This window comes from Streptomyces sp. NPDC001530 (genome assembly GCF_042894545.1).
GTDB lineage: Bacteria > Actinomycetota > Actinomycetes > Streptomycetales > Streptomycetaceae > Streptomyces.
In genome coordinates this window covers 1-13,051 of the sequence record NZ_JBIAVS010000046.1, presented here as the reverse complement: position 1 = coordinate 13,051, position 13,051 = coordinate 1, and the positions used below count along the sequence as shown (strand labels likewise).

Genomic DNA, 13,051 nt, shown 5'->3' with positions numbered 1-13,051 from the left:
CTTCGGGGCGCGGGACTTCAGGCGTTCTTCAGGACGAACTCATTGATGGATCCGATCATGTAGTCGACCATTTCCTCGGTCAGGCCGGGGTATACGCCGATCCAGAAGGTCTGACTGGCGATCAGATCGCTGTTCACCAGCGGCTCGGCGATTCGGTGCTCGCGCGTGGCGTAGGCCGGATGTCTGGTGAGATTCCCCGCGAAGAAGCGCCGGGTGCCAATGCGGCACGACTCCAGGAAGGAGATCATCGCCGCGCAGGAGTAGGCGGCGTCCGGTTTCACGGTGATGAGGAATCCGAACCAGCTGGGCTCGCTTCCCGGTGTCGCCTCGGGCAGCAGAAGTCCGTCGAGGCCCTCCAATCCCTCGCGCAGCCGAGACCAGTTGCGCCGCCGTGCCGCGGTGAACTCGTCGATGCGCCGCAACTGGCTGAGCCCCAGTGCTGCCTGCAGATCGGTCGACTTCAGGTTGTAACCGACGTGCGAGAAAATGTACTTGTGGTCGTACCCGTGGGGCAGCGTGCCCATCTGCTGGTCGAAGCGTTTCATGCACCGGTCGTCCTCACCCGGTTCGCACCAGCAGTCCCGGCCCCAGTCACGGAACGACTCGACGAGACGGGCCAGCACCAGATTGTCCGTCAGGACGCAACCGCCCTCGCCCATGGCGATGTGATGCGCGGGATAAAAGCTGACGGTGGCCAGGTCCCCGAACGTTCCGGTCCGCTGCCCCCGGTAAGTCGAGCCCACGGCATCGCAGTTGTCCTCGATCAGGAACAGGTCGTGCTCGTCCGCGAGAGACGCGATCTCTTCCGCGGCGAAGGGGTTGCCCATCGAGTGGGCGAGCATGATGGCCCTGGTGCGGGGTCCGATGGCGGCCGCCACCCGCTCGGGGGTGGTGTTGTACGTGCCCAGCTCGACGTCCACGAAGACGGGGACGAGCCCGTTCTGCAGAATCGGGCTGACCGTGGTCGGGAAGCCGGCGGCCACGGTGACGACCTCGTCCCCGGGACGTAATCGGTGGGATTCCAGCCGCGGTGACGTCAGTGCGCTCAGGGCCAGCAGGTTGGCGGAGGAACCGGAATTCGCGAGATGCGCCTTGCGTCTCCCGATGAAACGGGAGAACTCCCGCTCGAAGCGACGGGAGTTCTCCCCTGCCGCGATCCGCATGTCCAGTGCGGCCCCGACAAGAGCCACTCGGTCGTCGTCGCTGAGTACCGCCCCGGAAACCTGTACCGGCGTGACACCGGGAACAAAGGAATCCGGGAGTCCGCGTTCCCTGTGGTAGGCACGGACGAGTTCCGTGATCCGTTCCTTCTCCACTGCCCCGCTCATGACTGGTCCCCTTCTTCCCTCGGCACCGCGATGGCAGCGACCACAAGGTTGCGTCGGGCCAGCAGGCGGCCCGTCAGATACTCGACCGCGTTCCCGCCCGGAGGCCGGAAGGGGAAGCGGATATGTGCCGTGAAGGAGGCTTCCTCGACGTCCACCTCGATGTCGGCGTCCTCGAATTCCAACCGCCGCCCCGTGGCGGGATACCAGGCCTTGTACACCGCCTCCTTCATGCTGAACAGCATCCGGTCCCAGCACACGCCCGGTTCCATGTCACGGAGTTTCCGCAGGCGGCCGAGTTCGCCGGGCAGGGCGATGGACTCCAGCACTCCTTCGGGCAGCGGCCTGTCGGGCTCGGCGTCGATGCCGAGCATGGCGACATCGGACGTACGGGCAACGGCCGCGGCGCGATAGCCGGCGCAGTGCGTGATGCTGCCGATCACGGCGTCCGGCCAGCGCGGTGCTCCGTGCCGGCCGGGCGGCACCGGCGTCGGCGGAAGGCCGAGCCCGGCGAGAGCCCGGCGGACGCAGAGCCGTGCTGTCGCGAACTCGCGCTGCCGTGTCTCCACGGCGTTCGCCACCACCCGGGCCTCCTCCGGGAAGAGCGCGACGGGCGCGGAGTCGTCGAACGCCTCCGACGTCACGACACCGGCCGGGAGAATCTCGTCGATCACGGCGTCCTCGTCTCGGACAGAACGGGCCTGGGTACGTTGCGGGGGTGCCCCGGGCGGCGCCATTCGCGCGGATAGCCGACGGAGACCTCCTCGAAGCACACACCGTCGTGCCAGGTCGTGCGAGGGATGTGCAGATGGCCGTACACCACCGAGCGCGCGCGGAACCGGCGGTGCCAGTCCGCGGTGCGCACGGTGCCACACCACTGCGCGAACTCGGGGTGGTGGAGGATCCGGGTCGGTTCGCGCACCAGCGGGAAGTGGTTGACGAGCACCGTGGGCAGGGCGGGGTCGCACGCCGCGAGACGTCGTTCGCTCTCCCGGACTCGTGCCTCGCACCAGGCCTCCCGGCTGGGGTAAGGGTCCGGGTGGAGGAAGAACTCGTCGGTGCACACCACTCCCTTGTCGTAGGCCTGGGCCAGTGCCTCCTCCTTGGTGGCGGCGGTCGGTGTACGGAAGCTGTAGTCGTAGAGAACGAACAGAGGCGCCACCGTCACCGGTCCGCCCACGCCCTCCCACACCGCGTACGGGTCTTCCGGGGTGAGGATGTCCAGCCCCCTGCACAGGTCCACCAGGTGGCGGTAGCGTTCCTCGCCGCGGAGCTGCACCGGGTCCTCGCGCGGCGTCCACAGTTCATGGTTTCCCGGCGCCCAGACGACCTGGGCGAAGTGGTCGCGCAGGGTGCTCAGGGCCCACTCGATGTCCTCGGTCAGCTCCCCGACGTCACCGGCGACAAGCAACCAGTCGCCGTCCGCCGTCGGGCGCAGGCCCTCCACGATCTTCCGGTTCTCCGGATGGCTGACGTGCAGATCGCTGATGCCGAGCAGGTTCGCGTTCGCGGCGGCCATCCGTCACCGGTCCGTGGCGGCCGGCCCGGCGAGCGACGGCTCCTCGATGAACGACGAGATCGTCTCCATCACGGACGCCGCGTGGGAGTTGAGATAGAAGTGGCCCCCCTCGTAGACCTTGAGTGCGAAGCCGCCGGTCGTACGGCCGCTCCAGGCCTTGGCCTCGTCGAGTGTCACCTGAGGGTCGTCGTCGCCGGTGAGGGCGACAATCGGGCAGTTGAGCGCGGGTCCCGGCTGGTGGCGGTACGACTCCACCGCCCGGTAGTCGCTCCTGATGGCCGGGAGGATCATCCGCAGCACATCCGGGTCGCCCAGGATCTGGGCGTCGGTTCCGCTGAGCTTCTTGAGCTCGTCGATCAGTCCGTTGTCGTCGCGGCGGTGGACGTTCTCGTCCCGCACACAGGTGGGGGCACGCCGGCCGGAGACGAAGAGGCGCACGGGCTGGATTCCCCGGCTCTCCAGGCGCCTGGCGACCTCGTAACTCACCAGGGCGCCCATGCTGTGCCCGAAGAGGGCCAGCGGCCTGGGGTCCAGCGACAGCAGCTCGTCCACCGCTCGCTCGGCAAGCTCGGTGATGTCGCCGACGCAGGGTTCGTTGTGCCGATCCTGCCGGCCCGGGTACTGGACGGCCAGCACGTCGACCGACGGTGACAGTGTCCTGGAGACGGGGAAGTAGAAGGTGGCTGAGCCGCCCGCGTGCGGGAAGCAGACCAGCCGGACACGGGCGTCCGGCGCCGGATGGAATCGGCGAAGCCACGCCATGTCGTGCCCGGTTGTCCCTGTCATGATTCCTTGACGTCCCCTCAGTCGTGTCTGTCTGTAGGTATGTGCGTGCCAGCCGGTCACACCGGCGGGTTGCCGTGTTTGCGCGAGGGCAGCCGCGCGTCCTTCGTCCGCAGTGCCTCCAGCGCCCGGATCAGTACGGGCCTGGTCTCTGCGGGGTCGATCACGTCGTCCACCAGACCCCGTTCGGCGGCGTAGTAGGGATGCATCAGCTCCTGCTGGTACTCCTTGATCCGCTGCGCCCGCGCCATCTCGGGGTCGGCCGCCGCGGCTATCTCCCGGCGGAACACGACGTTCGCCGCGCCTTCCGCCCCCATGACGGCGATTTCGTTGGTGGGCCAGGCAAAGGAGAGGTCCGCGCCTATGGAACGGGAATCCATCACGATGTAGGAGCCGCCGTACGCCTTGCGCACAATGACTTGGACGCGCGGCACCGTCGCATTGCAGTACGCGTACAGCAGCTTCGCCCCGTGGCGGATGATGCCGCCGTGCTCCTGTTCGCTGCCGGGCAGGAATCCCGGTACGTCGACCAGCGTGATCAATGGAATGCTGAAGGCGTCGCAGGTCTGCACGAAGCCCGCCGCCTTTTCCGAGGCGTGGATGTCCAACACCCCTGCCAGCGAAGCCGGTTGGTTCGCCACGATTCCCACGACGTGGCCGTCGAGCCGGGCGAAGGCGCACACGATGTTCGTGGCCCAGGAGGCGTGGACTTCGAAATACTCGCCGTCGTCGACGATTTCCTGGATCACCCGTCGCATGTCGTACGCATGGCTGGGATCGGCGGGGACCAGATCGGCCAGCGATTCGGCACGGCGATCGGCGGGGTCCTCGCACACCACCGCCGGAGGAAGTTCCCGGTTGTTCGACGGCAGGAGAGAGAGCAGATAGCGCACCTCCTCCAGGCAGTCGGCCTCGCTCTCGTAGATGAAGCCCGCGACTCCCGAGACGGATGCGTGTACGTCGGCCCCGCCCAGTTGGTCATGGGTGATCTTCTCGCCGGTGACCGCCTGGACCACGTCGGGACCGGTGATGTACATCTGCGAGATGTCCCGGACCATGAAGACGAAGTCGGTCAACGCCGGCGAGTAGGTGGCCCCTCCCGCGCAGGGGCCGAGCATCACGCTGATCTGCGGAATGACCCCGGAGGCACGGACGTTGCGGCGGAAGATGCCACCGTAGCCCGCCAGCGCGGTCACGCCCTCCTGGATGCGCGCGCCCGCTCCGTCGCTGAGGCTGACCAGGGGAGCGCCGGCCGACTCCGCCAGATCCATCACCTTGTGGATCTTCTCCGCGTGCGCCTCGCCGAGCGAACCGCCGAAGATGCGGAAGTCATGTGCGTAGACGAAGACGGTGCGGCCATGGACCTTGCCCCAGCCCGTCACCACACCGTCGGTGTAGGGACGCCGGTGCTCGAGCCCGAATCCCGTGGCCCTGTGGCGGCGAATTCCCTCGATCTCCTGGAAGGTGCCCTCGTCGAAGAGCAGTTCAATCCGTTCGTGAACCGTCAGTTTCCCCCGGGCGTGCTGCTGCTCGGTCGAGCGCGGTCCCATTCCGAGGCGCGCCGATTCCTTGATCTCGCGCAGCTCCAACACCCGTGCCCGCAGGTCACGTTCGGTCGAATCGGCAGCAGCGTGGTCCGTGACAGTCATACCCCACCCATCTGCTCTGCCTATGACGGACGAGCCCGCAGCCCGCCGTTGATGCCGCGCCGACTCCGCATCGCGCATACGGCATTCCTGCGAATGGATCACATTGAACCCACAGCGCCGTGCGAGCCGCCAGAGCGTCAGCCCCCTAACACTCGGCAGGGTCCCCCTAGTCGGCCCCCTCCACCCCCCTGACCGCTCCCACTCCGACCGGATACGGAGCTTGATCCCCCGCAGGTAAATTACCGATCCATGGGCGATCTTTGACCATGGCTATACGCGGGATGCACTTGATGCACTGCAACTTGTGACGTCCGGACTCCCGCTCGAATCTGCCTAGACTCTGGATTCAGACATACATATGTTTCAGACACCCGACACAAACGGCCCGCGATCCGGGCCCGGAACGTGATTGGGTGGTGGTCTACACCAACGGGGAACGGGGACACTGTGACGTCACTTGGCAGAACAGCGGCGGTCAGCATACTTGGCGCCGCTCTGGCGGATTGTGAGAAGGGAGACTTACGGGTTGTACTGATCGAGGGAGCAACAGGGTGTGGCAAGAGCTCCCTCATCGACGCCTTCTCCGAACAAGCCGCCACTGCCGGGAACGTCGTCCTCAGCGCGGTCGGCTTCCGGGGTGAGCGCACGGTCCCGCTCGGCCTCCTGCGTCAGCTGGCCAACAGCGCTCGGGCCGAGGCGCTGCGCGCGGTCCTGGAGAACGCCGCCGCTCCCACCCGGATCGAGGCCATCCAGTCGTTCTGCGCGCGGCTGCGGGAACTGAGCGCGGACGCCCCGGTCGTGCTGTGTGTCGACGACGTGCAGGATGCGGACGACGAGTCCCTTCAATACCTTCAGTACGCGATACGGCACGCGCGCTCGGCACGGATTCTGGTGGTCCTCACCACCTCTCCGCACGGCACGGCCCAGGACCCGGCGTTCACCACCGAGTTGCTGCGACAGCCCAACTTCCAACGCGTACAGCTGGGTCTCCTCTCACCGGCGGAGGTGGCCGAGGCGCTCGCCGAGCGGGAGCCCGCCGCGGGGGAAGACATCGCGACCGCCCTGTACGACATCAGCGGCGGCAACCCCTTGCTGCTGCGAGCGTTGTTGGAGGAGCAGGAGCCCGCTGCGGAACCGGACGGTGAGCCGGTGCGCCGCGGCACTCCGGCGGCCGGTGGACCCTTCGCCCAGGCCGTGATCACCTGTCTGCACCGCAGCGGTCCGAGCGCCACGGGCGTGGCCCAGGCAGTGGCGCTGCTCGGCGACCGTGCCTCGGCGGCCCACATCACGGGCCTGCTTGGCATCGGGTGCCCCGCCGGCCGCCAGGCTCTGGCCTCACTGCAGGCTTCCGGTCTGCTGGACGGCATGCGGTTCCGACATCCCTCGTCCCGGGCAGCGGTCCTGGACAGCATCGATCCCGACACCCGCACAGAGCTGCACCGCCGCGCCGCCCAGTTGCTGCGGCAGACCGACAGTCCGGCGACAGCCGTGGCCGAGCACCTCCAGGCCGCCGCGGCCGGCGGTGCCCAGTGGCACGACGCGCCCTGGGCGATCGCCGTGCTGTGTGACGCGGCCGAGGAGTTCCTCGCAGGGGACAACGCCCGGCTAGCCATGCCGCTGCTCGAACTCGCCTATGAGACGTGTTCCGACGAGCAGTACCGTAACGCCATCAAGATCAAGCTCTCCCGGATCACGCTGCGCCTCAACCCCGCTGCCTCCGAGAAGCATCTGAGCGCGCCCCTCAAGGGTCTGCGCACCGACCAGCTGGCCACCGAACACGTACGACCGCTGGCCCAGTTGCTGCTGGTGCAGGGACGGATCCCCGAGGCGGCCGACGTGCTCGAACACGCGGGCGCGACAGCGAACGCCCTGGCTCCGGACGCGGCCGGCGAGGAACCGGGGTCCGCTGCGGACTCCTGGGCCACCCCGCTGCACGACCTCAGCGCGGCCCTTGACACCGATGTCACCGTCGGCGAGCGGCTGCTGCAGTCCACCAAGCTCACCGACGCCACGATGGCGCCCCTCATCCAGGCACTGAACGCGCTGATCCACTCCGGGCAGCCCGAGCGGGCACTGCTGTGGAGCCGGAACCTGCTGGAAGAGGCCAACCGCAGCCAGGCCCCGGGCTGGAGCGCCGTTTTCGCCACACTCCACTCCAGGGCGGCGCTGCGACTCGGCGACCTGCGCACCGCGCATGCCCACGCCGCACAGGCCCTGAAGTTCCTCCCCGAGAAGAACGGCAGCGCCTTCCACTATGCCCCGCTGGGGCTTCTCATCCGCACCTGCGACGTCATGGGCCGGCAGACCGAGGCATCACGCCAGATCGACCAGCTGGTGCCGGGGCGGCTGCTCACGACCCTGCACGGCCTGGACTATCTGCACGCCCGCGGGCTGCACTACCTGGCCGGCAATCAGCCCCATGCCGCGCTCGCCGACTTCTTCGAGGTCGGCCGGTTGATGCGGTGCTGGGGAGTGGACCGCCCCGCGTTCCTGCCGTGGCGTTCCGACGCCGCCGAGGCACTCCTTCGCCTCGGCGACCCGCAGCGTGCCGAGCAGCTCGTGCTGCAGCAGCTGTCCACACCCGACGCCCGGCGTCCCTGGGTGCTGGGCATCTCGCTCAGACTACGCGCGAAGACCAGTGGCCCCGAGCGGCGCGCGTCCCTGCTGAGCAGGGCCATCGACGAACTGCGCCGCTCCGGTGACCGCCTGGAGACGGCCCGTGCCATGGCGGATCTCGGCCAGGCCATGCAGGCGGACGGCTCCCCCGCGAAGGGGAGTGCGATGATCCGGGCGGCCTGGAGTCTGGCCAAGGAGTGCGGCGCCGGCACCCTGTGCGAGGAGCCGCTTCCCGATATCTCGCTCGCGGAGCCCCTCCAGGAGCGGACCGATCTCGGCCCGGGCGACGCCACCAAGACGAGTACCAAGCTCAGCAGTTCCGAGCAGCGGGTGGCCACGCTGGCGGCGCAGGGACTGACCAACCGCGAGATCTCGATGAAGCTCTACATCACGGTGAGCACCGTGGAGCAGCATCTGACGCGGGTGTACCGCAAGCTGAACATCAGCCGTCGGCGGGACCTTCCCGTGGACATGCAGCTGTACTCCCAGGAGTCCGCCTGAACCCAGGCGGCGGGGCCCGAGGTGCACTCGACTTCGGGCCCCCCGGGGGGATCAGGAGCCGGCTACGCCCCGCGCCGCTCGTCCAGCACGCCGGATCGGGCGGCGTTCACCCCGGCCTGGAACCGGCTGACCGCGTTCAGTTCCGCCATGAGTTCCTTGATGCGTTCCCGGCAGGTGCGGACGGAGATGTCCAGCCGCCGGGCCACCATCTCGTCCTTGTAGCCCTTGGCCAGCAAGGCGAGTATGGCCAGCTTGACGTCGTCGACGACCTGGCGTTCCTGCTCCTTGCCGGGCTCGAAGGGAACTCCCCGGTGCCACAGATGCTCGAAGACCGAGGAGAAGTACGAGACCGCCGTCGCCCCCCGGACCACCAGGGCGCCCTCGCACCTGCTCGACAGCAGCGCTACCTCCCGGTCGAAAATCATCATGCCGTCGGCGACCTCCGCGTCGGTGTGTATCTCGACACCGCTCGCGAAGAGCTCGTGCATCAGTGACTGGGTGGCCACGTTGGTACAGGCCGCGTGCTGGTACAGGCCCTGGACACGGACTCCCCGGCGCAAGGCCGCGAGCACGGGTTCCCGGATGGCCCTCAAGTGCTGCTGCAGGTGCGCCTCACCCGGCTGAATGATCAGCAACTCGCTGCGGCACAGGCGCACGTTCTCCTCGAACAGGAAGGGCACCTTGTCGCCGTCGGCGATCGCGTCCAGCGTGTCGACCTCCTGGCTCTGTCGGCGCCCTTCGAAGTAGACCGGTTTGAGCGACTCCAACCGGGAGCGTATGCCGCCGATCGCCCGTTGCAGCACGCGAACCTGGTTCTCCACCGGGGCGACCAGTTCGGCCACCGCGGTGTCCGGGCTGACCGGTATCAGATCACCGGAACCGTCCGGCGCGGGGTGCAACAGCAGGAGATTGCCGAGCAGTTGCCTGGCTCGCGCCGCCTCCTCGAGTGATACGCCGAGTTCGTGGGCGATTTCCTGGTCATGGAAACGCCCGAGCTGAACGGCCTTGCCGAAGGCCAGAGCACTCACATGGTCGAGCCCGATCGCATCAGAGGTCGCGTTGGTGCCCGTCATCGACATTTCTTCCCCCTGAAGATGCAGATGCGTATGTGCAATGTACGCGACGGATCATCCTCCACACCTGTTTTACGTTCCGGGCCGGCAGCCGCCGTGCGAAAGCTAAGAGTTCGCTGTGGGGGAACGGGTTCGACTCGGGAAGGGAATCGCGACCCGGTGGCTCAACTCCTCGCACCCGCCGATCAACGGGTGCGAGGAGTGGGGTCGGCACAGGAGTGGGGTCAGTAGAAAAGTGGGGTCATCAGCCGGATGCCTCCAGCTCGTTGTCCAGGATGTCGAAGAGCTCATCGGCCGAGGCCGAACTCAGGTCCTCACCCGGGCCGTTGTCCGGCGCACCGAACAACTCCTCGTTCAGATGCGCCGCGAGTTCCGCTGCCGAGGGATGGTCGAAGACGAGGGTAGGCGGCAGCCGCAGGCTCGTGGCCGCGTTCAGGTTGTTGCGCAGCCGCACGGCGGTCAGCGAGTCGAAGCCCAGCTCCTTGAACGCCCGGTCGGGCTCCACCTCGTCGACGGACGTGTGCCCGAGCAGCGCGGCCGCCTGAGAGCGGACCAGGTCCAGCAGCGCCCTGGCGCGTTCGCCGGCCCGCAGTCCGGCCAGTCGCTCCCGCAGCGAATCGGCGTCGGCCGCGGGGCCGGCGACGCGACGGCGCACCGCTGCCGGGACCAGGCCGCGCAGCAGGGCCGGCAGCTCGTCGCTGCGGGCCCGCAGCGCCTGAACGTCCACCCTCATCGGGACGAGGGCCGCCTCGCCCGAGGCCAGCGCGGCGTCGAACAGGGCCAGACCGCCGTCGGGGGAGAACGCGGGGAGGCCCTGCGCCCCCATGCTGCCCTCCGCCTCGTCGAGTTCCGTGGTCAAACCGGTGCTCACGCCCCACAGCCCGAAGGCCATGGCGGTGGCCGGCAGTCCTTCGGACCTGCGACGCGCGGCCAGCGCGTCCAGGAACACGTTCGCCGCCGCGTAGTTCGCCTGTCCGGCGGCCAGCGCCAGGCCTCCCACCGACGAGAACATCGCGAACACCGCGAGGTCCGTCTCCCGCGTCAGCTCGTGCAGATGCCAGGCGGCATCGGCCTTCGGCTTCAGCACCGCGTCGAACCGGTCCGGCGTCAGCGCCTGCACCAATCCGTTGTCGGCGACTCCCGCCGTGTGCACCACCGCGACGAGTGGATGGTTCGGCGGGATCGCGTCCAGCAGCCGGGCCAGTGCCCCGCGGTCCCCGACGTCGCACGCGGCCACCGTGACCTCGGCACCCAACGCGGCCAGCTCGGTGCGGAGTTCGGGGGCGCCCGGCGCGTCCATGCCGCGCCTGCTGGTCAGCAGCAGATGCCGTACGCCGTGCTCGGTCACGAGATGCCGCGCCACCAGGGCGCCCAGACCACCGGTGCCACCCGTGATCAGCGCCGTGCCCTCGGGGTTGAGTACGGGCGGTGCGCCGCGGAGTTCGGCCGTGGTGACCCTGACCAGACGCGGTATCAGAACGTCGCCCGCGCGTACGGCCAGTTCCGGCTCGGCCGAGGACAGGGCGGCCCGAAGGGCCCGCCGGGACTCCTCCCGGCCATCCGAGTCCAGCACGGTGAACCTGCCCGGATTCTCCTGCTGCGCGGCGCGCATCAGGCCCCACACCGGGGAGTGGCCGAGTTCGACGGCCTCTCCGTCGGCGACGGCCACCGCGTGCCGGGTGACCACGGCCAACCGGGCGTCGGCGAAACGCCGGTCCGCCAGCCACTCCTGGACGAGGGCCAGCACCTGGCCCACGGTCGTGCGCACCGCGTCGGGTCCGTCGCCGTCCGGCTGTTCGCACTCGAACACCACCACGTCGGGTACCGGGTCGGCCGCGGAGAACGAACCCCAGGTTCCGATGGAGGTGCCGGCGGTGTCGGCCGGCGGGGCCGGGCTCCATCCGATGCGGAACACCTCGCCGTCGCGTCCGCCCCCGGCGGCATTCATCCGCTCGGGGGTGACCGGCCTGGCCAGCAGCGAGCCCACGGAGAGGACCGGCTGTCCCGACCGGTCGGCCACCGAGATCGTGACGCTGTCCTGGCCGGACGGAGCGATGCGCACCCGCAGGGCCGTGGCACCGTTCGCGTGGAGCCGGACGCCGGTCCAGGAGAAGGGGAGGTCGGTGCTGCCGCCGCGCGGGCTCTCGTCGAGCAGGTCGACGTGCATGGCGGCGTCGAGCAGGGCGGGGTGGATGCCGTAGCGCTGGGCGTCCGCGTGGGCGCGCTCGTCCAGTTCCACCTCGGCGAACATCTCGTCACCGCGTCGCCAGGCCGCCTTGAGGCCCTGGAACAGCGGGCCGTAGCCGTATCCGCGTTTGGCCAGCGCGTCGTAGGCCCCTTCGAGTGCCACCTCCTGGGCGCCCGTCGGTGGCCAGGGAGCCGGCTCACCACTGCCCCCGGTCCTCGCGCCGGTTCCCAGCAGGCCCTCCGCGTGTACGGTCCAGGGCATGCCGGACTCCCCGTCGGGGCGCGAACGCACGGTCAGCGCACGGCGGCCGGCCGCGTCGGCGGCGGCGACATGCACCTGAACGGCGACTCCGCCGCTCTCCGGAATGATCAGCGGTGCCTGGAGGGTGAGTTCCTCCAGTACGTCGCAGCCGGCCTCGTCGCCTGCCCGGATCGCCAGCTCCACCAGTCCCGTCCCCGGCAGCAGCAGCGTTCCGTAGACCCCGTGGTCGGCCAGCCACGGCTGGGTGCTCACCGACAGACGGCCGGTGAACAGCACGCCGTCGGAGTCCGGCAGTTCCACCTTGGCGCCCAGCAGCGGATGGTGCGCCGACTCGAGACCGGCGGCGGAGACGTCCTTGCCGGCCCCGACCTCGCTGTCGAGCCAGTAGCGGCTGCGCTGGAAGGCGTACGTGGGGAGGTCGACCCGGCGGGCGTCGCTGCCGTCGAACACCGCGTCCCAGTCCACCTCGCCGCCACGGACCGCGTACTCCGCGACGGAGGTCAGGAATCGGTCGAGGCCGCCGTCGTCGCGCTGCAGCGAACCGATGACCGCCGCCGGACCGTACTCTTCCTCCCCCCGCTCCATGGCCTCCTGGAGCCCGTAGGTCAGCACCGGGTGGGGGCTGCATTCGACGAAGGCCGCGTACCCCTCGGCCCGCAGCAGGGCCACCACCTCGTCGAAGCGCACCGTCTCGCGGAGGTTGGTGTACCAGTAGTTGGCATCCATGGCCTGCGTATCGAGCGGTCCGCCCGTCACGGTGGAGTAGAAAGCGATCTCGGACCGGCGGGGCTCGATGCCCTCCAGCGCGTCGATGATCGGTTCGCGGATGGCCTCCACATGAGCGGAGTGCGAGGCGTAGTCCACGGCGATCCGCCGGGTCCTGATCCCCTCCGTCTCGCACTCCTCGACCAGTTCGTCCAGCGCCGTCGGGTCTCCGGAAACCACCGTGGCGGCCGGGCCGTTGATCGCGGCCACGCTCAACCGCCCCTCCCAGCGCTCCAGCCGGGGCTCCAAGGAGGCGACCGGGTGGGCCACCGAGAGCATGCCGCCGGTGCCGGCGAGCGCCACGATCGCCCGGCTCCGCAACGTCACCACCCGCGCCGCATCCTCCAAACTCAACGCCCCCGCCACACACG

At 69.1% G+C, this 13,051-nt stretch carries 8 protein-coding genes; 1 reads left to right on the top strand and 7 read right to left on the bottom strand.

Going from position 1 to position 13,051, the window contains the following annotated elements; genetic code table 11:
* Window positions 1-17: 17 nt before the first annotated feature.
* The 5 genes from rfbH to ACFY0T_RS48260 are packed head-to-tail and all read right to left on the bottom strand — an operon-like array spanning window position 18 to window position 5,276.
* Complete coding sequence (gene rfbH / locus ACFY0T_RS48280) at window positions 18-1,328, bottom strand: lipopolysaccharide biosynthesis protein RfbH (RefSeq protein WP_388885090.1); 1,311 nt, start codon at window positions 1,326-1,328, stop codon at window positions 18-20.
* A complete protein-coding gene (locus ACFY0T_RS48275) occupies window positions 1,325-1,999 on the bottom strand; it encodes a 4'-phosphopantetheinyl transferase (protein ID WP_388885088.1) in 675 nt (224 codons plus the stop codon). The genes rfbH and ACFY0T_RS48275 overlap by 4 nt, the downstream gene beginning before the upstream one ends.
* Entirely contained in the window at window positions 1,996-2,844 is an 849-nt protein-coding gene (locus ACFY0T_RS48270; RefSeq protein WP_388885086.1) for a metallophosphoesterase family protein, read from the bottom strand. Before ACFY0T_RS48270 ends, ACFY0T_RS48275 begins: the two co-directional genes overlap by 4 nt.
* Window positions 2,845-2,847: 3 nt before the next feature.
* Window positions 2,848-3,630: a thioesterase II family protein gene (locus ACFY0T_RS48265; RefSeq protein WP_388885084.1), complete on the bottom strand. Its 783-nt coding sequence runs from the start codon at window positions 3,628-3,630 to the stop codon at window positions 2,848-2,850.
* Between the two features lie 56 nt (window positions 3,631-3,686).
* On the bottom strand, window positions 3,687-5,276 hold the full coding sequence (locus tag ACFY0T_RS48260; RefSeq protein ID WP_388885083.1) for an acyl-CoA carboxylase subunit beta: 1,590 nt from the start codon (window positions 5,274-5,276) through the stop codon (window positions 3,687-3,689).
* Window positions 5,277-5,723: 447 nt separating this feature from the next.
* Here ACFY0T_RS48260 and ACFY0T_RS48255 point away from each other — a divergent pair, with 447 nt between their 5' ends.
* A complete protein-coding gene (locus ACFY0T_RS48255; RefSeq protein WP_388885081.1) occupies window positions 5,724-8,393 on the top strand; it encodes an AAA family ATPase in 2,670 nt (889 codons plus the stop codon).
* 62 nt (window positions 8,394-8,455) lie between these two features.
* On the opposite strand, the gene ACFY0T_RS48250 is transcribed toward ACFY0T_RS48255, so the two are convergent.
* Both ACFY0T_RS48250 and ACFY0T_RS48245 read right to left on the bottom strand, forming a co-directional pair.
* The gene (locus tag ACFY0T_RS48250; protein ID WP_388885079.1) at window positions 8,456-9,466 is read right to left on the bottom strand and encodes a hypothetical protein; all 1,011 of its coding nucleotides are present in this window, start codon (window positions 9,464-9,466) and stop codon (window positions 8,456-8,458) included.
* Window positions 9,467-9,710: 244 nt separating this feature from the next.
* Complete coding sequence (locus tag ACFY0T_RS48245; RefSeq protein ID WP_388885125.1) at window positions 9,711-13,046, bottom strand: SDR family NAD(P)-dependent oxidoreductase; 3,336 nt, start codon at window positions 13,044-13,046, stop codon at window positions 9,711-9,713.
* Between the last annotated feature and the right edge of the window lie 5 nt (window positions 13,047-13,051).